General features: G+C 71.5%; 14 protein-coding genes and 2 pseudogenes. 7 read left to right on the top strand and 9 right to left on the bottom strand.

Annotated features, from left to right (window positions below):
- Positions 1–115: 115 nt before the first annotated feature.
- Both CP975_RS24920 and CP975_RS24915 read left to right on the top strand, forming a co-directional pair.
- Positions 116–2,155: a M4 family metallopeptidase gene (locus tag CP975_RS24920; RefSeq protein ID WP_055535344.1), complete on the top strand. Its 2,040-nt coding sequence runs from the start codon at positions 116–118 to the stop codon at positions 2,153–2,155.
- A 292-nt stretch (positions 2,156–2,447) separates the two neighbouring features.
- A complete protein-coding gene (locus CP975_RS24915; protein WP_246201620.1) occupies positions 2,448–4,094 on the top strand; it encodes a M4 family metallopeptidase in 1,647 nt (548 codons plus the stop codon).
- A gap of 69 nt (positions 4,095–4,163) precedes the next feature.
- Here the strand turns inward: CP975_RS24915 and glgP are convergent, their stop codons facing one another.
- From glgP to CP975_RS35910, 3 genes and pseudogenes are all read right to left on the bottom strand, one after another.
- Positions 4,164–6,791, bottom strand: a complete 2,628-nt coding sequence (gene glgP, locus CP975_RS24910) for an alpha-glucan family phosphorylase (protein ID WP_055535347.1) — start codon at positions 6,789–6,791, stop codon at positions 4,164–4,166.
- Between the two features lie 161 nt (positions 6,792–6,952).
- The gene (locus CP975_RS35915) at positions 6,953–7,432 is read right to left on the bottom strand and encodes a carboxylesterase/lipase family protein (protein ID WP_246201618.1); all 480 of its coding nucleotides are present in this window, start codon (positions 7,430–7,432) and stop codon (positions 6,953–6,955) included.
- 136 nt (positions 7,433–7,568) lie between these two features.
- Positions 7,569–8,270 (bottom strand): annotated as a pseudogene (locus tag CP975_RS35910) (carboxylesterase family protein); the annotation flags it as partial.
- Between the two features lie 230 nt (positions 8,271–8,500).
- Here CP975_RS35910 and CP975_RS24900 point away from each other — a divergent pair.
- The 4 genes from CP975_RS24900 to glgB all read left to right on the top strand — a co-directional run bounded on the left by CP975_RS24900 (position 8,501) and on the right by glgB (position 16,247).
- Positions 8,501–10,522, top strand: a complete 2,022-nt coding sequence (locus tag CP975_RS24900) for an alpha-1,4-glucan--maltose-1-phosphate maltosyltransferase (RefSeq protein ID WP_055532593.1) — start codon at positions 8,501–8,503, stop codon at positions 10,520–10,522.
- Positions 10,519–12,237, top strand: coding sequence for a maltose alpha-D-glucosyltransferase (gene treS, locus CP975_RS24895; RefSeq protein WP_150477359.1), 1,719 nt, complete (start codon positions 10,519–10,521; stop codon positions 12,235–12,237). The genes CP975_RS24900 and treS overlap by 4 nt, the downstream gene beginning before the upstream one ends.
- A gap of 117 nt (positions 12,238–12,354) precedes the next feature.
- The gene (locus CP975_RS24890) at positions 12,355–13,797 is read left to right on the top strand and encodes a maltokinase N-terminal cap-like domain-containing protein (RefSeq protein WP_150477358.1); all 1,443 of its coding nucleotides are present in this window, start codon (positions 12,355–12,357) and stop codon (positions 13,795–13,797) included.
- Positions 13,794–16,247 (top strand): 1,4-alpha-glucan branching enzyme, encoded by a 2,454-nt coding sequence (gene glgB / locus CP975_RS24885; RefSeq protein ID WP_150477969.1) that lies wholly within the window; start codon positions 13,794–13,796, stop codon positions 16,245–16,247. Before CP975_RS24890 ends, glgB begins: the two co-directional genes overlap by 4 nt.
- On the opposite strand, the gene CP975_RS24880 is transcribed toward glgB, so the two are convergent.
- The 5 genes from CP975_RS24880 to CP975_RS24860 all read right to left on the bottom strand — a co-directional run bounded on the left by CP975_RS24880 (position 16,222) and on the right by CP975_RS24860 (position 21,060).
- Positions 16,222–18,480, bottom strand: coding sequence for a HelD family protein (locus CP975_RS24880; protein ID WP_055528711.1), 2,259 nt, complete (start codon positions 18,478–18,480; stop codon positions 16,222–16,224). The genes glgB and CP975_RS24880 overlap by 26 nt on opposite strands.
- A 175-nt stretch (positions 18,481–18,655) precedes the next feature.
- Positions 18,656–18,988, bottom strand: coding sequence for a thioredoxin (gene trxA, locus CP975_RS24875; RefSeq protein WP_281292890.1), 333 nt, complete (start codon positions 18,986–18,988; stop codon positions 18,656–18,658).
- Positions 18,989–19,001: 13 nt separating this feature from the next.
- A complete protein-coding gene (locus CP975_RS24870) occupies positions 19,002–19,394 on the bottom strand; it encodes a MerR family transcriptional regulator (protein WP_055528708.1) in 393 nt (130 codons plus the stop codon).
- A gap of 59 nt (positions 19,395–19,453) precedes the next feature.
- Positions 19,454–20,341, bottom strand: coding sequence for an NAD(P)-dependent oxidoreductase (locus tag CP975_RS24865; RefSeq protein ID WP_055528718.1), 888 nt, complete (start codon positions 20,339–20,341; stop codon positions 19,454–19,456).
- A 101-nt stretch (positions 20,342–20,442) separates the two neighbouring features.
- Positions 20,443–21,060: a mycothiol-dependent nitroreductase Rv2466c family protein gene (locus CP975_RS24860; RefSeq protein WP_055528707.1), complete on the bottom strand. Its 618-nt coding sequence runs from the start codon at positions 21,058–21,060 to the stop codon at positions 20,443–20,445.
- Between the two features lie 336 nt (positions 21,061–21,396).
- On the opposite strand from CP975_RS24860, the pseudogene CP975_RS24855 reads away from it, so the two are divergent.
- Positions 21,397–22,257 (top strand): annotated as a pseudogene (locus tag CP975_RS24855) (glycoside hydrolase family 16 protein); the annotation flags it as partial.
- Between the two features lie 40 nt (positions 22,258–22,297).
- On the opposite strand, the gene CP975_RS24850 reads toward CP975_RS24855, so the two are convergent.
- The gene (locus tag CP975_RS24850; protein WP_055528705.1) at positions 22,298–23,284 is read right to left on the bottom strand and encodes a helix-turn-helix domain-containing protein; all 987 of its coding nucleotides are present in this window, start codon (positions 23,282–23,284) and stop codon (positions 22,298–22,300) included.
- Positions 23,285–23,323 lie beyond the last annotated feature (39 nt).

The following is a 23,323-nucleotide window of genomic DNA, read 5'->3' as shown; positions in this document are numbered from 1 at the left end:
AACACCCCATGTGCACCGCCCAGTTCTGCGTTCCGCCTTGCTCTGCCCGGACAGCGATCCAGCCGTTCGGTAGCTCTGGCCGCGCACCCCCGCGGCCGCGCAGAAGGAGTCCGTGTTGAGAAGCACCTCCCACAGACGTGTCGCCGCGGCCGGCGCCCTGTCCGCCGTCGCCGCCCTGCTGGCCGTCGCCGTCCAGGCGGCCCCCGCCTCGGCCGACGACCCGTGGACGACCGCCTCCAAGGCCCCCGCCCAGAAGCTCGGCAAGGTCGACCCCGGCGCGCTCGCCGTCAAGCTCTCCCCCGCCCAGCGCGCGCAGCTCCTGCGCGACGCCAACGCCACCAAGGCGGACACCGCCAAGGACCTGGGCCTCGGCGCCAAGGAGAAGCTCGTCGTCCGCGACGTCACCAAGGACCGTGACGGCACGGTCCACACCCGCTACGAGCGCACCTACGACGGCCTGCCCGTCCTCGGCGGCGACCTCGTCGTCGACACCGCGAGGTCGGGGAAGACCGAGGGCGTCACCAAGGCCGCGAAGGCGCGCCTCAAGGGCATCGACATGAGCGCCGAGGTCAAGGCGTCGGCCGCGGAGAAGCAGGCGCTGGTCGCCGCGAAGGCCGAGGGCTCGAAGAAGACCGACGCGGACCGGGCGCGCAAGGTCGTGTGGCTGGCCAAGGGTGAGCCGGTCCTCGCGTACGAGACCGTGGTCGGCGGCCTCCAGCACGACGGCACCCCCAACGAGCTGCACGTCGTCACGGACGCCGCCACCGGCAAGAAGCTCTTCCAGTGGCAGGGCATCGAGAACGGCACGGGCAACACCCAGTACAGCGGCCAAGTTCCCCTGGGTACGGCTCAGTCGGGGTCCAACTACACCCTCACCGACACCGCCCGCGGCAACCACAAGACGTACAACCTGAACCGCGGCACGTCGGGCACCGGCACCCTCTTCTCGGGCGCCGACGACGTGTGGGGCAACGGCCTGCCCTCCAACCTGGAGACGGCCGGCGCCGACGCCCACTACGGCGCCGCGCTCACCTGGGACTACTACAAGAACGTGCACGGCCGCAGCGGTATCCGCGGCGACGGTGTCGGCGCGTACTCCCGGGTCCACTACGGCAACAACTACGTCAACGCCTTCTGGTCGGACGCCTGCTTCTGCATGACGTACGGCGACGGCGCGAACAACGCCAAGCCGCTGACGTCCATCGACGTGGCGGCCCACGAGATGACGCACGGTGTGACGGCCGCGACCGGCAACATGACGTACAGCGGCGAGTCCGGCGGCCTGAACGAGGCGACCTCCGACATCTTCGCGGCGGCCGTCGAGTTCAACGCCAACAACCCGCAGGACGTCGGCGACTACAACGTCGGCGAGAAGATCGACATCCGGGGCAACGGCACCCCGCTGCGCTACATGGACAAGCCGAGCAAGGACGGTTCGTCCAAGGACTCCTGGTACTCCGGGATAGGCAGCATCGACGTCCACTACTCGTCGGGCGTCGCCAACCACTTCTACTACCTGCTGAGCGAGGGCAGCGGCAAGAAGGAGATCAACGGCGTCCAGTACGACTCGCCGACCTCCGACGGCCTGCCGGTGACCGGCATCGGCCGGGACAAGGCGTCGCTGATCTGGTTCAAGGCGCTCACCACGAAGTTCACGACCACGACCAACTACGCGGCGGCCCGCACCGGGACGCTCGCGGTGGCCGGTGAGCTGTACGGCACGACGAGCACCGAGTACAAGGCCGTGGCGCACGCCTGGGCCGCGGTGAACGTCGGCGCCCGCCCCGGTGGCGAGGAGCCCGGCGGCACCTCCTTCGAGAACACCACGGACGTGTCCATTCCGGACAACGGCGCCGCGGTCACCTCGTCGGTCAACGTCACCGGACGCACCGGCAACGCGCCGAGCGCCCTGAAGGTCGGCGTCGACATCGTGCACACCTGGCGCGGTGACCTCCAGGTCGACCTGGTGGCCCCCGACGGCACGGTCTATCCGCTGAAGCCCACGAGCAGCTCGGACTCCGCGGACAACGTCAAGGAGACCTACACGGTCAACGCCTCCTCCGAGGTGGCCAACGGCACCTGGAAGCTGAAGGTCCAGGACAAGGCCGCGCAGGACACCGGCTACATCAACAGCTGGAAGGTCACCTTCCCGTAGACCTGCCGTCCCGCGTTCGAACGGCGCCGCCCCGGGTGAGTCAACTCCCCGGGGCGGCGCGCTTTTGCTACCCCCGGCCGTTGGCGGGCCGTTCGCATTGCGTATGTTGACCATCGCTCAGCGGGCCATTTCCGGCCAATATCCAGCCAAAGTCCTGACATGTACCTGGCCCGAATGACACTCTTCCCCGCAACACGCTGCACGTTCAGCACCTCGCTGCACATCCGCACCACGTGTTGCCTGCCCTGGGCGGCGCCCCATGCCACCCAGGTCCCCCACAGAAGGAGCCCGCGTGTCCACTCAGATCTCCCGCATATCCCGTAGACGTTCGACTCTCACGATCGCCACCGCCGTCGCCGCCGGTGCGCTGCTCACCGCCGGACTGACCACCGGCGCCTCCGCCCAGCCGGAGCCGGACAAGGAGTCCGTCCCCTCCGGCGCGCCCGCCGCCCTCTCGGTGTCCGCCCGGGCCGGCCTGCTCCAGGACGCGAACGCCGACAAGGGCGCGACCGCCGAGCGGATCGGCCTCGGCGCCAAGGAGAAGCTCGTCGTCCGCGATGCCATCAAGGACCGCGACGGCACCACCCACACCCGCTACGAGCGCACCTACGACGGCCTGCCCGTCCTCGGCGGCGACCTCGTCGTGCACACCGCGAAGAGCGGCGCGCTGAAGGGCGTCACCAAGGCGACCGAGGCGAGCGTGAAGGTCGCTTCCACCGACGCCGAACTGCCCAAGTCCTCCGTCGCGAAGTCCGCCGAGTCGAGCGCCGCGAAGGCGAAGACGGCCGACGCCGACGCGCAGGCCCCGCGCAAGGTGATCTGGGCCGCCACCGGCAAGCCCGTCCTCGCCTACGAGACGGTCGTCACCGGTGTGCAGCAGGACGGCACGCCCAGCAGGCTGCACGTCATCACGGACGCCGCGACCGGCAAGAAGCTGTACCAGTACCAGGACATCGAGAACGGCACCGGCAACAGCCAGTACAGCGGCAAGGTCACCGTCGGCTCCAAGAAGACGGCGAGCGGCTACGAGCTGACCGACAAGACCCGCGGCGGCCACCGCACCTACGACCTGAAGCACGCGGAGAACGGGGCGGGCAAGCTCTTCAAGGACGCCAACGACATCTGGGGCAACGGCAAGCCCACGAGCGCGCAGACCGCCGGTGTCGACGCCGCCTACGGCGCCCAGCTCACCTGGGACTACTACAAGTCGGCGCACGGCCGCAAGGGCATCAACGGCGACGGCAAGGGCGCGACCTCGCGCGTCCACTTCGGCAACAACTTCGTCAACGCCTTCTGGGACGACAGCTGCTTCTGCATGACGTACGGCGACGGCGAGGGCAACAAGAAGCCCCTCACCTCGATCGACGTCGCGGCGCACGAGATGACGCACGGCGTCACCTCCGCGACCGGCAACATGGAGTACAGCGGTGAGTCCGGCGGCCTCAACGAGGCCACCTCGGACATCTTCGCCGCCGCCGTGGAGTTCAAGGCCAAGAACCCCAAGGACGTGGGCGACTACCTCGTCGGCGAGAAGATCGACATCAACGGCGACGGCACCCCGCTGCGGTACATGGACAAGCCCTCCAAGGACGGCGGCTCCCTGGACTACTGGCGCGCCGGCGCCGGGAACGTGGACGTCCACTACTCCTCGGGCATCGCCAACCACTTCTTCTACCTGCTGTCCGAGGGCAGCGGCAAGAAGCGGATCAACGGCGTGAACTACAACTCCCCGACCTTCGACGGCACCAAGGTCACGGGCATCGGCCGCGCCAAGGCCGAGAAGATCTGGTACAAGGCCCTGACGACGTACTTCACGTCGACCACCAACTACAAGGCGGCCCGTAAGGGCACGCTCAGCGCCGCGAAGGACCTGTACGGCGCGAACTCCACCGAGTACAAGCGCGTGGCGGCGGCCTGGGCCGGCGTCAACGTCAAGTAACTCCCCGGGAAAGCCGAGCAATCATCGGGAAAGGGGCGGCGTCCGACCGGGACGCCGCCCCTTTCGTCGTCACCTCATCAGCACCCCGGCCGCCTCGCCGGTGGCCTCCGACGGCACCGCCACGAGCCCCAGCTCGGCGCCGCCGGCCAGCAGTCGGTGCGCCGGAAGAATCCGCACCGTGTACCCGAACGACCCCGCCCGGTCCAGGGCCAGCGGCCCCTCGTACACGCGCCGCCCCTCCTGGTCGAGCCCGCCGACGGGCTTCAGCGGCACCGGCGTGGCCCCGCTGATGTGGTCCTCGGGGTCCACGCGGCCGGCGACGGCCTGGACCTCCACGTCGTCCGGCGTCAGCTCGCCCAGGTGCACCCGCACCCGCAGGGCCAGCGTGGAGCCCAGTTCGGCGGTGGCGCCGGTCGCCGACGCCTCCACGTGGTCGACGGCCACGCGCGGCCACGCGGCGCGGACGCGGGCCTTCCAGGCGGCCAGTTCGCCGGCGGCCGTGGCGTCGAGGGCGCGGTGGGCGCGGGCGGCGGGGGCGTACAGCTCCTCGACGTACTCGCGGACCATGCGGCCCGCGAGGACCTTCGGGCCGAGCCGGGTCAGCGTCCTGCGGACCATCTCGATCCACCGGTCGGGCAGTCCCTCGGGGCCCCGCTCGTAGAAGCGGGGGGCGATGCGGCGCTCCAGGAGGTCGTAGAGGGCGGCGGCCTCCAGGTCGTCGCGGCGGTCGTCGTCGGTGGCGGCGCCGTCCGCCGTGGGGATGGCCCAGCCGAAGTCGGGCTCGAACCACTCGTCCCACCAGCCGTCGAGGACGGACAGGTTGAGGCAGCCGTTGAGGGCCGCCTTCATGCCGGAGGTCCCGCACGCCTCCAGGGGCCTGAGCGGGTTGTTCAGCCATACGTCGCAGCCCGGGTAGAGCTTCTGCGCCATCGCCATGCCGTAGTCGGGCAGGAACACGATCCGGTTGCGTACGCGCGGGTCGTCGGTGAAGCGCACCAGTTCCTGGATGAGCCGCTTGCCGCCGTCGTCGGCCGGGTGCGCCTTGCCCGCGACGACGATCTGGAGGGGCCGCTCGGGGTGGGTGAGCAGCTCCATGAGCCGGTCCCGGTCGCGCAGCATGAGCGTGAGCCTCTTGTACGAGGGGACGCGGCGCGCGAAGCCGACGGTGAGGACGTCCGGGTCGAGGACCCCGTCGATCCAGCCCAGCTCGGCGGTGGCGGCGCCGCGTTGGCGCCAGGAGGTGTGCAGGCGCCGCCTGACCTCGTGGACCAGCTGCTCGCGCAGGGTGCGGCGCAGCTCCCAGATGTCGGCGTCCTGGATGTCGGCCACCGCGTCCCAGCGGTCGGAGCCGCCCACGGACAGGGCGTCCTCGGTGCGCCGCTCGCCGATCTGGCGGGCGCCGAGCGCGAGGACCTCGGGGGCGACCCAGGTCGGGGCGTGCACGCCGTTAGTGATGGAGGTGATCGGGACCTCCTCCGGGTCGAAGCCCGGCCACAGGCCCCCGAACATCTCACGGCTCACCGAGCCGTGGAGGGTGCTCACTCCGTTGGCGCGGCTGCCCAGGCGCAGGCCCATCACCGCCATGTTGAAGAGGTTGGGCTCGCCGCCGGGGTACGTCTCCATGCCGAGCCGCAGGACCTCGCCGACGTCGATGCGGGGCAGCTCGGCGGCGGGCCCGAAGTGGTGGGCGACCAGCTCGCGGTCGAAGCGGTCGATGCCCGCGGGGACGGGCGTGTGGGTGGTGAAGACGGTCCCGGCGCGGACGGCTTCGAGGGCTGCGTCGAACCCGACGTCCTGGAGCGCCAGTTCGTGGATGCGTTCGAGCCCCAGGAAGCCCGCGTGCCCCTCGTTGGTGTGGAAGACCTCGGGCTCGGGGTGGCCGGTCAGCCGGCAGTACGTCCGTACGGCGCGCACCCCGCCGATGCCGAGGAGCATCTCCTGGAGCAGCCGGTGTTCGCTGCCGCCGCCGTAGAGCCGGTCGGTGACGTCGCGTTCTCCGGGGGCGTTCTCCTCGACGTCGGAGTCGAGCAGGAGCAGGGGCACGCGGCCGACCTGCGCCTGCCAGACGTGGGCGCGCAGCGAGCGCCCGCCGGGCAGGGCGAGTGCCACCCGGGCGGGGGTGCCGTCGTTCTCGCGGAGCAGGGAGACGGGGAGTTCGTTCGGGTCGAGGACCGGATAGTGCTCCTGCTGCCAGGCGTCGTGGGAGAGCGACTGGCGGAAGTAGCCGTGGCGGTAGAGCAGTCCGACGCCGATGAGCGGGACGCCGAGGTCGCTGGCCGCCTTCAGGTGGTCCCCGGCGAGGATGCCGAGGCCGCCGGAGTACTGGGGCAGGGCGGCGGTGATGCCGAACTCCGGGGAGAAGTACGCGACGGCGCGCGGCAGTTGTCCGTACCCCCCGGTCTGCTCCTGGTACCAGCGGTCTCCGGTGACGTACTCGCGCAGTTCGTCCGCGGCCTCGGCGAGCCGCCGCAGGAAGTCCTCGTCGCGGGCGAGTTCGGCGAGCCGCGCAGACGGTACGCCGCCGAGGAGCCGCACCGGGTCGCAGCCCGAGGCCTCCCACAGCACCGGGTCGACGGACATGAAGAGTTCGCGGGTGCGCGGGTGCCAGGACCAGCGCAGATTGCGGGCCAGCTCGGCAAGCTGACCGAGGGGGTCGGGAAGGACGGGACGTACGGTGAAACGACGGATTGCCTTCACGGTCTCCACCTTCGCGGTGCTTCGCGGGGATCCACAGGGGTTCACAGGTATGCGGCACATATCCACCTACGCGACACGAAGGTAGCGGTGGCCCCCTCCCGTCACCACGGCGCACAGGGCGCACGGTGGGCGGTCGGCGGGCCCGGGGGGGCGGGGCCGGCTCAGCCCGACCAGGCCTCCCGTTCCGCCCGCAGCGGGTCGTCCATCAGGCGTGGGGCGGCCTCCCAGAGCCGGACGGCGCGGCGGTCGTGGGTGTAGCGCGGCCATGCATCGCCCGGGTCGAGATCACGGACGAAGGCGACGAGGGCGGCGTGCATCGCGTCGGCGAGCCGCCGCGGCGGGTCCTGGCCCGCTACGGCGGTGACGCCCTCGGCGTCGAGCAGGTCGAACGCGAAGGGCAGGTCGAGGCAGTGGAAGGCGAGTCCTCGGCCGCTGCCCGGGGCGGGTGAGGGCCAGCGGAACTCGTAGAGCCATGCGGGGCGGCCGCGCGCGGCACGCGCCTCGGCGACCGCGAGGTTCGGCCTGCGGAAGACGAGGTCGGTCAGCTCCTGGCCGCCGAAGGAGTTGAACTCCTGTCCGGTGAAGCCGAGCAGCAGCGGGACGTCCGCGCCGAGGCCGCCCTCGGTGAGTTCGCCGAGCACGGGCCGCGGGACCAGCTCGCCGTCGGCGAAGGGCGCGAAGAGCGGTGAGGTCGCGCAGCGCGGCGGCGGTGGCGGGCACGCCGGTGCGCCGGGTGAACAGCTCGGACACGGCGAACCCCGCCCGGCGCCCCTGCGGTTCCATGAGCGAGGCGGACAGGGCGATCGCCCCGCGGAACAGGCCCTGCGCGGCGGGGGTCGCCATCAGTGTCTGGACGGCTCCGCCGCCCGCGGACTGGCCGCCGACGGTGACCTTCGCGGGGTCGCCGCCGAACGCGGCGATGTTGTCCCGCACCCACTGGAGGGCGGCGATCCAGTCGCGTACGCCGCGGTCGTCCGGGGCGTCGTCGAGGTGCAGGAAGCCTTCGACGCCGAGCCGGTAGCCGAGCGGGACGAGGACGACGCCGTCACGGCTGAAGGCCGCCCCGTCGCACCAGGGACTGGCGGCGGACCCGGCGGCGCAGGAGCCGCCGTGGATCCAGACCAAATCGGGGAGCGCCGCCGCGGTGCCGGGGGCGGGGGTGAAGACGTTCAGGTTGAGGATGCCGTCGCCGGGGACCGACCCGGTGGGCGGTGCGAAGCGGAGGTCGCCCACGGGGGCGCGGCGTAGGGGATGCCGAGGAAGCGGGCGCCGTGTGCGTGGCGTGCGCCGCGGACGGGGCCGTGGGTGGTGGTGACGGTCGGGTGGCCGGGCATGGGGTCTACGGCATACGAGATTCGGCCGCCTCCGCAAGGGGGTCGCCGCCGGGTGCGGGGCGAGTATCCGCCACCCGCCGGTGGTGGCCGGGGCGGAAGTGCGGTGCAGGCGGGCGCGGTTCAGCACCGACAATCCGGGGGGCATATGCGCCTGCCCCCTACCGAACAGTGTGTTTTCGGACCGGCTTCGCGCCGCGCGGCGGGGCCGGTCTTGCATGGGCCGTTACGCACTAGTAGTTAACAAAGCGCCGGATTGCCCACCCGGAGAGTGTGGGAAGGCTCCTGCGGTACGCACTCCGGCACACCGCGGCCGGCGCGCACCGCGGAACCTCTCCCCACCCCCGTATCCGTGCACGCGGACAGGAGCGGTCAGACATGCCTCTTGGCTCGACCCCGCAACCGACCATCCCCGTTCTGGATGTTCGTCCGGCCGTCCACTGCGGCCGAAAACCGGCGAAGGCCGTGCCGGGCGAAACGTTCCAGGTGACCGCCACGGTCTTCCGCGAAGGCCACGAAGCCGTCGCCGCCAACGTGGTCCTGCGCGATCCCGAGGGGCGTCCCGGCCCCTGGACCCCGATGCGGGAGCTGGCGCCCGGCACCGACCGGTGGGGCGCGGACGTCACGCCGGACGCCGAGGGGCGCTGGACGTACGCCGTGGAGGCGTGGGGCGACCCGGTCACCACCTGGCGGCACCACGCGCGGATCAAGATACCGGCGGGCCTCGACACGGACCTGGTCCTCGAAGAGGGCGCCCGCCTCCACGAACGCGCGGCCGCCGGGGTGCCACGGGCCGAGCGGGCCGTCGTGCTCGGCGCGGCGAAGGCGCTGCGCGACACGGACCGCGCGCCGGCCGCCCGGCTCGCGGCGGCCCTCACGCCCGAGGTGGAGGCGGTGCTCGCCCGGCATCCGCTGCGTGAACTGATCACGTCCTCCCCGGAGTTCCCGCTCGTGGTGGAGCGGCGGCGGGCTCTGTTCGGTTCCTGGTACGAGTTCTTCCCGCGTTCGGAGGGGGCTGTGGTCCGGGAGGGGGAGCCGCCGGTGTCGGGGACGTTCCGCACGGCTGCCGAGCGGCTGCCGGCGGTCGCCGCGATGGGCTTCGACGTGGTGTACCTGCCGCCGATCCACCCGATCGGCACGACCTTCCGCAAGGGCCCCAACAACTCGCTCTCCCCCGGACCGCACGACGTGGGCGTGCCCTGGGCGATCGGCTCGCCCGAAGGCGGGCACGACGCGGTCCATCCGGACCTCGGGACCCTGGAGGACTTCGACGCCTTCGTGCGGCGTGCGGGGGAGCTGGGTCTGGAAGTCGCGCTGGACTTCGCGTTGCAGTGTTCGCCGGATCATCCGTGGGTGGACAAGCACCCGGAGTGGTTCCGGCACCGGGCGGACGGCTCCATCGCCTACGCGGAGAACCCCCCGAAGAAGTACCAGGACATCTACCCGCTCGCCTTCGACCGGGACTTGCCGGGGCTGATCGCTGAGACGGTTCGGCTGCTGCGGTTCTGGATGGGGCACGGCGTACGGATCTTCCGCGTCGACAATCCCCACACCAAGCCGGTCGTGTTCTGGGAGGAGGTGATCGCCCGGATCAACGGCACCGACCCGGACGTCATCTTCCTCGCCGAGGCCTTCACCCGCCCCGCGATGCTGCACACCCTCGCGGCCATCGGCTTCCAGCAGTCGTACACCTACTTCACCTGGCGCAACGACAAGGCCGAACTCACCGACTACCTCACCGAGTTGTCCCGGGAGACCGCGCACTTCCTGCGCCCGAACTTCTTCGTGAACACCCCGGACATCCTGCACGCCTACCTCCAGGACGGCGGTCGCCCCGCCTTCGAGACGCGGGCGGTGCTGGCCGCCACGCTCTCGCCGACCTGGGGCGTCTACAGCGGGTTCGAGCTGTGCGAGAACACCCCCGCACGGCCGGGCAGCGAGGAGTACCTGGACTCGGAGAAGTACCAACTACGCCCGCGCGACTGGGAGTCGGCGGCCCGCACGGGCGCCACGATCGCCCCTCTGATCACCGAACTGAACCGCGTCCGGCGGACCAACCCCGCGCTCCAGCAGCTGCGGGACCTGCACTTCCACCCCACCGACAAGGAAGCGGTGATCGCCTACTCGAAGACCGCCACGGACACGCACGGTTCGAACACGGTTCTGGTGGTGGCCAACCTCGACCCCCACCACACCCAGGAGGCCACGGTCTCGTTGAACATGCAGCAACTCGGCCTCGAATGGCACGAGACCGTGCCGGTGCGCGACGAGCTCACCGGCGAGACCTATCACTGGGGCAGGGCCAACTATGTGCGCCTCGAACCGGGCCGTGCGCCCGCGCACATCTTCCGGGTCCTGCGACCGTCCTCACCGTTGATCGGAGGGTCACCCACATCATGATCGTCAACGAGCCCGTCCAGGACACCTTCGAGGACACGCCCGCCAGCAACCGGCATCCCGACTGGTTCAAACGCGCCGTGTTCTACGAAGTACTCGTGCGTTCCTTCCAGGACAGCAACGGCGACGGCGTCGGTGACCTGAAAGGCATCACCGCCAAGCTCGACTACCTCCAATGGCTCGGCGTGGACTGCCTGTGGCTGCCCCCCTTCTTCAAATCCCCCCTGCGCGACGGCGGCTACGACGTCTCCGACTACACCGCCGTCCTCCCCGAATTCGGCGACCTCGCCGACTTCGTGGAATTCGTCGACTCCGCCCACCAGCGCGGCATGCGCGTCATCATCGACTTCGTCATGAACCACACCAGCGACCAGCACCCGTGGTTCCAGGCCTCACGCACCGACCCCGAAGGCCCCTACGGCGACTACTACGTCTGGGCGGACGACGACAAGGCCTACAGCGACGCCCGCATCATCTTCGTCGACACCGAAGCCTCCAACTGGACCTTCGACCCCGTCCGCAAGCAGTACTACTGGCACCGCTTCTTCTCCCACCAACCCGACCTCAACTTCGAAAACCCCGCGGTCCAGGAAGAAATCATCTCCGCCCTCAAATTCTGGCTCGACCTCGGCATCGACGGATTCCGCCTCGACGCCGTGCCCTACCTCTACGCCGAAGAGGGCACCAACTGCGAGAACCTCCCCCGCACCCACCAGCTCCTCAAACGCGTCCGCGCCGAGATCGACGCCCACTACCCCGACACCGTCCTGCTCGCCGAGGCCAACCAATGGCCCGAGGACGTCGTCGACTACTTCGGGGACTACGCCAAGGGCGGCGACGAATGCCACATGGCGTTCCACTTCCCCGTCATGCCGCGCATCTTCATGGCCGTACGCCGTGAATCGCGCTACCCCGTCTCCGAAATCCTCGCCAAGACCCCCGCGATCCCCTCCAACTGCCAGTGGGGCATCTTCCTGCGCAACCACGACGAACTCACCCTGGAGATGGTCACCGACGAAGAACGCGACTACATGTACGCCGAATACGCCAAAGACCCCCGCATGCGCGCCAACATCGGCATCCGCCGACGCCTGGCCCCCCTCCTGGACAACGACCGCAACCAGATCGAACTGTTCACCGCACTCCTGCTCTCCCTGCCCGGATCCCCGATCCTCTACTACGGCGACGAGATCGGCATGGGCGACAACATCTGGCTCGGCGACCGCGACGCCGTGCGCACCCCCATGCAATGGACACCCGACCGCAACGCCGGCTTCTCCTCCTGCGACCCCGGCCGCCTCTTCCTCCCCACGATCATGGACCCCGTCTACGGCTACCAGGTCACCAACGTCGAAGCCTCCATGTCCTCCCCCTCCTCCCTCCTGCACTGGACCCGCAGGATGATCGAGATCCGCAAACAGAACCCCGCCTTCGGCCTGGGCACCTACACCGAACTCCCCTCCACCAACCCCGCCGTCCTCGCCTTCCTCAGGGAAGCGCCGCCGACGGAGGAGGAGGGCGACGACCTCGTGCTGTGCGTGCACAACTTCTCGCGTTTCGCGCAGCCCACCGAACTCGATCTACAAGCCTTCAACGGACGCCACCCGGTGGAGCTGATCGGCGGAGTGCGCTTTCCGGCCATCGGCGAACTGCCCTACCTCCTCACGCTGGCGGGCCACGGCTTCTACTGGTTCCGGCTGCGCAAGGAACCGTCGTAGGCTCCGGCGGCGCCACGCCTCGCGGGGCGGTTTCCACCGCCCCGCCCTGGGCACTCCTACGCACAACCGGCACTCCCGCACTCTGCCTTGTCCGCCTCGCGGAAAGGACGCGACGCCATGTCGGAAGCCGCCACCCGCCCCACCGCGCACGCCACGGCGCTGCTCGCCTCGCTCGACCCGCTGCTGCGCGAGTGGCTGCCCCGGCAGCGGTGGTTCGCCGGAAAGGGCCGCCCGATCAGCGCCTTCGAACCGGTCGCGGTGACCGAACTCCTGCCGCGCAGCTCACCGGCGGGCCTGCTGCACCTGCTCGTGCGGATCCGCCAGCCGATCGTCCCCGCACAGGACGCGCCCCTCGACGCCGCGGCGGCCGAACGGCCCGGTGACTGCTACCAGTTGCTGATCGGAGTGCGCCGCACCCTGCCACCGCAGCTGGCTTCCGCCCTCATCGGCCACGTCACCGAGGGCCCCCTCGCCGGGCAGACGGTGTACGAGGCGCTGCACGACCCGCGGTTGTCCGCCCTGCTCCTGGAGCGGCTGCGGATGCCGGGCCGGCACGGCGTGCTCCGCTTCGAACGCGACATGAGCGCGGGCATCCCCTCCGGACTCACCCCGCGCCCGCTCGCCGCCGAGCAGTCCAACTCCTCGATCGTGTACGGCGATACGTTCATCCTCAAGCTGTTCCGCCGCGTCGTGCCCGGCGTCAACCCCGACCTGGAGATTCCACTGCACCTGGCCCGGCAGGGCTGCGCACGGGTGCCCGCACCCGCCGCGTGGTTCCTCGCCGACCTGACGTCCGGCGCGGCCACCACCGACGAGGCGTGCGGCCTCGGGGTGCTCCAGCCCTACCTGGCCGGCGCCGAGGACGGGTGGGAACTGGCCCTGCGCAGGCTCGACAAGGGCGAGGACTTCACCGGCGAGGCGCGGGCGCTCGGCCGTGCCACGGCCGAGGTGCACGCGGCGCTCGCCGCCGCGCTGCCGACCGTCACGCTGGGCCGGGTCCAGGTGGAGCGCGTCGCGGACGCCATGGCGCAGCGCCTGGCCGCGGCGGCACAGGCGGTCCCCGCGCTGCGGCCGTACGCCCCCGGGCTGCTCACCGCCTTCGAGGCGCTGGCCGACCTCGGCGGCGAGGGCCAGTCGTGGACCGCGCAGCGCGTCCACGGCGATCTGCACCTGGGGCAGTGCCTGCGCTCCCCCGACGGCCACTGGTCGATCATCGACTTCGAGGGCGAGCCCGCGCGCCCGCTCGCCGAGCGGCGCATGCCGCAGCCGCCGGTCCGCGATGTCGCGGGCATGCTGCGCTCCTTCGACTACGCGGCGTGCACCGGCGAACCGTGGGCCGCGGAGTGGGCCGCGGACTGCCGGGCCGCGTACTGCGTGGGGTATGCGGACGTCGCGGGCCTCGACCCGCGCACGGACCCGGTGCTGCTGCGCGCCCACGAGACGGACAAGGCGGTCTACGAGGTCCTCTACGAGGCCCGCCACCGCCCCGACTGGCTGGCCGTCCCGCTGGCCGCGGCGCGCCGCCTCGCCGGGGACGGCTCCGCCGACGCCGCCCTCTGACCACCCCCTTCCGAAAGGAGGCCTCCTCCGTGACCCGCCGCCCCCGCAAACCGTCCGCCGAAGCCCCCGCCCCCGCCCCCGCCCCTCCCGCGCCCCGCACCCCGGAACCGGACCCCGCCGAGCGGAAGGCACCGGCTCAGCGGACAGCCAAAGCGGCCAGGGCGGCCAAGGCGGCGAAATCCGCGAAGTCCCCGCGGGCCCCGCGGAAGGCGGCCGCGAAGACGCCCCCCGAGCCACCCCCCGTGGCCCTCGCCGTCTCCCCCGTGCCCGAAGGGGACCGCGTCCGCCTCCTGGAGGGCACCCACCACGACCCGCACGGCGTCCTCGGGGCCCACCCCGTCCCCGGCGGTACGGCCTTCCGGGCGCTGCGGCCCTACGCGAAGGCGGTCGCGGTCGTAACCAAGGACCTCCGCGCCGAGCTGCGCGACGACGGCGACGGGTTCTTCTCGGCGGTCCTGCCTCTGAAGGCAGCGCCCGACGACTACCGGCTGCACATCACGTACGAGGAGGCGGAGCTGGAGATCCACGACGCGTACCGCTTCCTGCCCTCGCTCGGCGACTTCGATCTGCATCTGATCGGCGAGGGCCGGCACGAGCGGCTGTGGGACGCGATGGGCGCCCGCCCGATGACCCACCAGGGCGCGACCGGCACCCGCTTCACCGTGTGGGCGCCGAACGCCCGGGGTGTACGGGTCGTCGGCGGCTTCAACTTCTGGGACGGCACCGGCTTCCCGATGCGCTCGCTCGGCGGCACCGGCGTCTGGGAGCTGTTCGCGCCCTCGGTCGGCGAGGGCGAGCTGTACAAGTTCGAGATCACCCGGCCCGACGGTTCGAAGACGCTGCGCGCCGACCCGCTGGCCCGCCGCACGGAGACGCCGCCCGCGAACTCCTCCGTCGTACACGTCTCGCACCACCAGTGGCACGACCAGGACTGGCTGGCCCGCCGCGCCGAACGCCCGGCGCACGAGGCGCCCTTCTCGGTGTACGAGGTACATCTGCCCTCTTGGCGACCCGGCCTGACCTACCGGCAGCTGGCCGAGCAGCTGCCCGCGTACGTCGCCGACCTGGGCTTCACGCACGTCGAGCTGATGCCCGTGGCCGAGCACCCCTTCGGCGGCTCCTGGGGGTATCAGGTCACCGGCTTCTACGCGCCGACCGCCCGCCTCGGCACCCCCGACGACTTCAAGTACCTCGTGGACGCGCTGCACCGCGCCGGGATCGGGGTCCTGATGGACTGGGTGCCCGCGCACTTCCCGCGGGACGACTGGGCGCTCGCCGAGTTCGACGGGCGGCCCCTGTACGAGCACGAGGACCCGGCACGTGCCGCGCATCCGGACTGGGGCACCCTGGAGTTCGACTACGGCCGCAAGGAGGTACGCAACTTCCTGGTCGCCAACGCCACGTACTGGTGCGAGGAGTTCCACATCGACGGCCTGCGCGTCGACGCGGTCGCCTCCATGCTCTACCTCGACTACTCCCGCGAACACGGCGAGTGGACGCCGAACGCCCACGGCGGCCGCGAGAACCTCGACGCCGTCGCCTTCCTCCAGGAGATGAACGCCACGGTCTACCGGCGCTGCCCCGGCGTCGTCACCATCGCCGAGGAGTCCACCGCCTGGGACGGCGTGACCCGGGCCACCCACCACCAGGGCCCGGGCGGCTTCGGCGGCCTCGGCTTCGGTCTCAAGTGGAACATGGGCTGGATGCACGACTCCCTCGGCTACGTCTCCAAGGAGCCCGTGCACCGCAAGCACCACCACAACGAGATGACGTTCTCGATGGTGTACGCGTACAGCGAGAACTACGTCCTGCCCATCTCCCACGACGAAGTGGTGCACGGCAAGCGGTCGTTGGTCTCCAAGATGCCCGGCGACTGGTGGCAGCAGCGCGCCACCCACCGCGCCTATCTCGGCTTCATGTGGGCCCACCCCGGCAAGCAACTCCTCTTCATGGGGCAGGAGTTCGCGCAGGGCGCCGAGTGGGCGGAGGGCCACGGTCCGGACTGGTGGCTGCTCGACCCGGCGTACGGCGCGGAGGCCGACCACCGGGGCGTACGGGACCTCGTGCGCGAGCTGAACACCGTCTACCGGCACGAGGGCGCCCTGTGGGAGGGCGACACGGACCCCGGCGGCTTCGCCTGGGTGGAGGGCGACGCCGCCGAGGACAACGTCTTCGCCTTCCTGCGCTACCCGGACGAAGGCGGGGGCGGGGCCCCGCTGCTCGCCGTCTCCCACTTCTCACCGGTCGTGCGGCACGCCTACCGCCTGGGCGTGCCGGACGAGTTCGCGGCGTGGCAGGAGGTCCTGAACACGGACGAGGCCCGCTACGGCGGCAGCGACGTCACCAACCCCGACCCGCTCAAACCGGAGCCGGTGGCGTCCCACGGCCGTCCAGCGACCCTGCGCCTGACCCTTCCTCCGCTGGCTACGGTGTGGCTGCGACCTGTGTGAGCGCGCCGGGCAGCTCCCCGGTGTACAGGATGCCGAGCCGCTGGGTGGCCCGCGTCAGGGCCACGTACAGATCGCTCGCCCCATAGCGCGACGGCTCGACGACCAGGACGGTGTCGAACTCCAGGCCCTTGGCCTGCCGAGGGTCGATCAGCACGACCGGCCGCGTCAGGTCCGGGGCCCCTTCGGCCGTCACCCCGGGGAGCCGGGCGGCGAGCCGCTGGTGGAGGTCGCGCGGGGCGATCACCGCGAGGCGGCCCTCGTCCCGCGCCTCGGCGGCCACCGCGTCGGCCACGGCGGCGGCGAGGCCGCCGGCGTCGTCGGCGCGGCGCGCCCAGGGGCGAACGCCCGTGGACCGCACCGAGCTGGGCGGCCGGAACTCAGGGTTCCCCGCGGCGCGCGGCACCTCGGCCGCCACCTCCATGATCTCCACGGGCGTGCGGTAGTTGACGCCGAGCCGGGTGTACTCCCAGCGGTCCTCGACGTACGGCCGCAGGATGTCCTCCCACGATCCGCAGCCGCCGGCCTCCGCGGTCTGCGCCGGGTCGCCGACGAGCGTCATGGAGCGGGTCGGGCAGCGCCGCATGAGCAGCCGCCAGGCCATCGCCGACAGCTCCTGCGCCTCGTCGACGATGATGTGCCCGAACGCCCAGGTACGGTCGGCCGCCGCGCGCTCGGCGGCGCTGCGGTGGTCGGCCTCCTCCTGCCGCTCGGCCATCCGCTCGGCGTCGATGATGTTGTGGGCGAGCAGGACCTCCGCGTCGTCCTCGTCCTTGTCCTCGAACTCGTACGTCCGTGAGGCCCGCGAGACGTCGAGGACGCCCTGCGCGTACGCGATCTGCCGGGCGCGCTCCGCCTCGGCCGCCGCCCGCTCGGCGCTGTCGTCGTGTCCGAGCAGTTCGGCCGCCTCGTCGAGCAGCGGGATGTCGGCGGGCGTCCAGGGCGCGCCGCGCGGGCGGCGGATCGCCTTCGCGTCCTCCTCGTCCAGGCCGGTCGGCTCCTGAAGGAAGTCGGTGAGGAATTCCTGCGGGGTCAGCGTCGGCCACAGCTCCTCGATGGCGGCGTGGACCTCGGGGCTGGCCGCGATGCCCTTGCCGAGCTGGGCGATGTCGTCGGGGCCCAGGAAGTTGGGGCCGCCGTAGGGGTCGGCGCCGATGCGTTCGGTGAGCTGCTCGGTCAGCGCGTCGATGATCCGGAACGCGAAGTAGGGGCGGCCCAGGTTGTGCGGCACGTCCGCCTCACGGGCCGCTTCCCGCGCCTCGTAGGCGATCGTCCAGTCCAGGATCAGGTCGCCGTCGTCGTGCGGGACGACCAGCGGCTCGCCCGGCTCGGGGATCCGCTGCCGGTCGCGGACCGCTCCGGCGAGCACCTCGGCCATCTCCGCGCGGCCCTTCACCTCGGCCGCCTCCGGGCTTTCGGTGCCGGTCGCCGTCACGCCGGGGAACAGCTCGCCGACCGTGGAGAGCAGTACGCCGGTCTCGCCGAGCGAGGGCAGCACCTCGCCGATGTAGCCGAGGAAGGCGGGGTTCGGGCCGACGATCAGCACGGCCCGCTTGGCGAGCAGTTCCCGGTGCGCGTACAGCAGGAAGGCCGCGCGGTGCAGGGCCACGACCGTCTTGCCGGTGCCGGGGCCGCCCTCGACGACGAGGACGCCGCGGTGCGGGGCGCGGATGATGCGGTCCTGCTCGGCCTGGATGGTCCGCACGATGTCGTGCATGCGGCCGGTGCGCGCCGAGTCGAGCGCGGCGAGCAGCACCTCGTCGGCGTCGGCGGCCTCGTGGCCGGTGCGGGTGGTGTCGCCGAGGTCGAGGATCTCGTCGTGCAGGGCGGTGACCTCGCGGCCCTTGGTGGTGATGTGTCTGCGCCGCCGCAGACCCATCGGTGTATGGCCCGTCGCGAGATAGAAGGGGCGCGCGACATCGGCACGCCAGTCGATCACCAGCGGAGTGCGCCGGTCGTCGGAGGCGCGGATTCCGATGCGCCCGATGTGGTGGTCACGGCCGTCGCGGAATTCGAGCCTGCCGAAGCAGAGGCCGTTCTCCCCCGCGTCGAAGGAGGCGAGCAGACCGGACTGCTCCGCCACCATCACATCGCGCTCAAGACGCGCCTGGAGACCGTTGCCCACCTGCGACAACGACGTCTGCACGACGGCTTCGGCCTCCTCGCGCAGCGCGTCAAGGCGCGCGTACAGCCCGGAGACGAATTGCTGCTCTTCCCGCAATTCCTCGGTTGACAATTCAGCCCCTCGCCAGTTACAGTGCTCGTATAAAGCTTTTCGTGAAGCAGTCATGCCCGAATGGGCGAGACCTCGCGAAAGAATCCAATATACGCAGAGAAATGCCCCGGACGTCAATTCGTCCGGGGCATTTCTCTTTCGCACGCGGGTGCCGGAGCCTGTCCCTCCACAGGCGTCAGAGCACGTCGGCCAGGTCCGCGAGGAGCTTGCGCTTGGCCCGCGCGCCCACCATCTGCTTCACGGGCTCACCGCCCTTGAACACGATCATGGTCGGCGCGGAGAGCACCTTGTACGCGATCGCGGTCTTGGGACTGCGATCCACGTCCAGCTGCACGATCTTCAGCCGGTCCGCCTCCTCGCGGGCCAGTTCGCTCAGCACCGGCGCCAGCTGCCGGCACGGCCCGCACCAGTCCGCCGTGAACTCCACGAGCACAGGGCGGTCCGGCTCCCGCAGCACCTCCCCCTCGAAATCCGCGTCCGTCACCTCGGCCACGCCTGCTGCCCTCACTTGGCCCCACTCCTCATCCCGTCAGTTCGCAGCGCGGCTCGGGGCCGCCTGGTAGTGCCGCCTCGGCGCGCGTCAGCTGCGCCCCGACCTGCTCGCGTACGGCCGTCAACTCACCTATGAGCGCGTCGAGTTCATTGAGCTTGCGGCGGTACACGGCGAGCGAGGCGGGGCACGAGTCGCCCTCCGGATGACCGGAGCGCAGGCACTCCACGAAGGGCCGGGTCTCCTCCAGATCGAACCCGAAGTCCTGAAGGGTCCTGATCTGCTCAAGGAGCCGCACGTCGTCCTCGTCGTACGTGCGGTAGCCGTTGCCGGAGCGCCGCGCGGGCAGCAGCCCGCGCGACTCGTAGTAGCGCAGCGTCCGCGTGGTCGTCCCCGCGCGCGCCGCCAGCTCGCCGATTCGCATGCCCCGACGGTAATCCTTGACGTGGGCGTCAAGGCCAGGAGTTCTTCCGGGGACGGGACTCAGGCCGGGTTGCGGATGCCCTCGATCGTCGAGGTCCAGGTGTCGGCGCCGTGCCCGAGGTCGACCGCCCTGCGGGCCGCGGCGAGGACGCCGCGCAGCGCGGTGGCGTCCAGGCCGCGGTGCTCGGCGGCGTGCACGATGTGCTCGATACCCTCGGCCTCCATGGCGAGGTTGTCCACGATGCCGGGGTAGGTGCCCGCGTCGATGTCGGCGGCGGTGCGTTCGACGGCGCTCTCCACGAGCGCCACGTTGGCCTTCAGGAAGGGGACGAGGGCGGCGGCCCGCACCCCGTCCCGGCCGGCGAGGGAGAAGCCGTGCACGAGGCCGTGCATCGCGGTCCAGAAGAAATCCAGCACGGAGAGGTCGAAGACGGCGGCGAGCCCGTGGTCCTCGCCGACGTAGGCGCTCTGCCCGCCGAGGGCCTTGAGCGTCCCCTCGTACTTCTCGTAGGCGGACCGCGAACCGCTGTGGAAGATCAGGGCGTCCGGCGTCCCGATCATCGGGACCGGCACCATGACCGCGCCGTCCAGATAGTCGACGCCGAGTTCCGCGGCGCGGGCGGCGGCCTCGCGGGCGCGCTCCGGGGTGTCGGAGGTGAGGTTCACGAGGACCCGCCCGGCGAGGTCGGCGGCGGTCACCTGGTCGAGGATCTTCTGCGCGGCGTCGTAGTTGAGAACGCATACGACGACGACCTCGCCGGCGCGGACCGCGTCGGCCGGGGTGGCGGCGCGGGAGGCCCCGCGGGCTATCAGGTCATCGCCCTTGCCGGGCGAGCGGTTCCAGATGGTGGTGGGGTGGCCGGCGTCCAGGAAGGTACCGGCGAGAGCCTGTCCCATGGAACCGAGGCCGAGGACGGTGACAGCGGGGAGGGGGTTTCGTTCAGTCATGATCCCCATGCTCGTTTCGGCCCCAACTCGCCACAAGTACCTACTATTTAGTCAGGTACGCACCGAAAGGTAAGTGGTGCGGGCGGGGTTACCGCGGGGCGTCAGCCGAAGTCCGGGGATCCGTAGGGCCGCTTGAACTCGTGGAAGCACTCCACCCCGGACATCAGCACCACCCCGTCCCACAGCCGCCCGGCCGCCTCGCCCCTGGGAGCCGGGGACACGACGGGGCCGAACAGCGCCCCCGCCACCTCGACGGCGAGCACCGGCGTACCGACGTCCTCGCCCACCAGCGCCACGGCCTCCTCGTGCGAGGCCCGCACCACCGCGTCGTACTCCGTGGTCATCGCCACGGACTCCAGGTCCGCGGGGAGCCCCGCCTCGGCGAGCGCGGCCGTCATGCCCGACCAGTCCTGCCGCTCGTGGAGCCGGACCCCGAGGGCGTCGAGGTACCGTCCGAGGGCCGCGTTGCCGTGCCGCTCGCGCACCGCGGCGCAGACCCGGCCGGGCGCCTTCATGTACTCCCCGTACAGCCCCTCGGGGTCCTCCGGGTCGACGTCCCGGCCCTCGTTCAGGACCGCCAGGCTCATCACCCGCCACCGCACGGCGATGTCCCGCACCCGCTCCACCTCGCGGAGCCACCGCGAGGTGATCCACGTGTACGGGCAGACGGGGTCGAACCAGAAGTCGACGCGCACTCCGGCGGGGGCTTGCTCGTCCATGACGCTCATTCATCCACGGTACGTGAGGCGGCAGTTGGGGTCCCGTAGGCCCGGTGTCGGTGCGCCGCCTTCGGGAAATCGACGCACCGGGGCCATTGACGCGCCGCCCGGCCACAACTACAAAACCAGCAGCACCACTCTGAGAGCGCTCTCACCGCCACACTCCCGCCCCCACGGAGGTGCACGATGAGCACGATCCCGACCATCCCCACAACCCCCACACCCCCCACGATCCGCACGGTCTCCGGCCGGCAGGCAGTCCCGCACGCCGCCCACCCGCGCCGGACGACCCCGCTGCTGGCCGCCCTCGCCGCCCTCGGCCTGCTCGGGGCGCTGATGCTGCCCGGGTCGGCGCGCGGTGACGCGCCCGCGCGCGGCCCCGGCTGGACGCTGAGGTGGAGCGACGACTTCAACGGGCCGGCGGGCGCCGGGCCCTCCGCCGCGAACTGGCAGGTCGACCTGGGCCACAACTACCCGGGCGGCCCGCCCAATTGGGGCACGGGCGAGATCCAGCGGTACACGAACTCGCCGGACAACCTGAGCACCGACGGAGCGGGCCACCTGCGGATCACCCCGCGCCGGGACGCGTCGGGCCGGTGGACCTCCGCGCGGATCGAATCGAGGCGCGCCGACTTCAAGGCGCCCGAGGGCGGGGTGCTGGCCATCGAGGCCCGCATCCGGATGCCCGGCGTCACCGGTGACGCGGCGCTCGGTTACTGGCCCGCGTTCTGGGCACTGGGCTCGCCCTACCGCGGCAATTACCAGAACTGGCCCTCCATCGGCGAGTTCGACGTCATGGAGAACGTGAACGGCGTCAACGCCGTATGGGGCGTGCTGCACTGCGGGGTGAACCCGGGCGGCGACTGCAACGAGTCCCAGGGCCTCGGCGCGAGCCGCCCCTGCCCACGGGCGAGCTGCCAGTCGGCGTTCCATACGTACCGCTTCGAGTGGGACCGGTCGGTGACGCCGAACCAGTTGCGCTGGTACGTCGACGGCGAGCGCTACCACGCCCTCGGCCAGGACCGCTTCTCGGCGAGGACGTGGCACGACATGACGTCCCACGGGGGCTACTTCATCCTGCTGAACGTGGCGATGGGCGGCGCGTTCCCGAACGGCGTCGCGGGCCGCGCGACACCGACGCCGGCGACGGAGCCGGGGCACCCGATGATGGTCGATCGCGTGGCGGTGTGGACGCGGTCGTAGCGGGCGGGGCGAGCGGAGCCTCGCGGATCCCGCCCTAGCAGCCGTGACCGTTGGAGTCGGCGGAGGTGAGCAGGGCCGCGCGGAGCCAGTTGTCCGCGGTGCCCGGTGTCGGTTCGGGTGGTGCCTGGGGTGGGCTGATGACCTCGGCGGTGAGCTGCCAGTAGCGGTCGATGCGGGGCTCGGCGGCGAGCATGCGGCCGAGTTCCCGGCGGAAGCCGTCGGTGTCACGGGTGTTGCGCGCCGCGGCGTGTGCGGCGACGAAGCAGTCGAGCGCCTCGCCCCCGTGGGGCGCCCGGCCCGCCCGCAGGGGGGCCGAGGCGAGCGCGAAGGCCTCGGGGAGGGCCTCGTAGAGCACGGCGGGACGGTAGCCCTTGCCGGGCAGGTGCACCTCGGGCCGGCAGTCGTCGGCGGAGGCGCGCGGGCGCGAGTCGAAGCAGGACCCGGAGACGAACGCGTGCAGCCGGGCGAAGGCGAGCACCTGCTCCGGGGCGGGATCGTCGGGCAGCTGCGGGACCGCCTGTTCGACGACGACGGAGACCACCCGGGCGGGCAGCCGCGCGGGCAGCCAGAGCCGCCAGAACCGGGCGAGCGCGGCCGTGTTCGGAGGGGTGCTCAGCCCGCCGATCAGACGCAGTCGCTCGGCCCGCTCCCGCGCGGGGCTGTCGCGCAGGAGGCGCAGGGCGGCCGCGCGCCAGCGCAGAGCGGTCAACCGCGTGCCGACCTCACGCAGTTGGGCCTCGACGACGTCCTCCAGCGCGTCCTCCTCGTCGAGGACGCGGCCCACATCGGGGACGGGCAGGTCGAGTCCGCGCAGAGAGCGGATGAGGTGCAGCCGGTCGAGGGCATCGGGGCCGTAGCGGCGGTGGCCGCCGGTGCTGCGGGCGGCTTCGGGCAGCAGTCCGCGGTCGGAGTAGAACCGGACGGTCTTGACGGTGACGCCGGCCCGCTCGGCGAGCTGTCCGATGCTCCAGGCGTCGGCGGATACGGGCCCCGGACTCTCCCGCCGGCCGTCTGCTGTCACGACTTGAACCTCCCTCAGGGGGAGTTCCTAGCGTACGGG

The organism is Streptomyces alboniger, from assembly GCF_008704395.1.
GTDB lineage: Bacteria > Actinomycetota > Actinomycetes > Streptomycetales > Streptomycetaceae > Streptomyces > Streptomyces alboniger.
The sequence above is the reverse complement of the archived record's forward strand: the minus strand, read 5'-3'. Positions and strand labels throughout refer to the sequence as shown.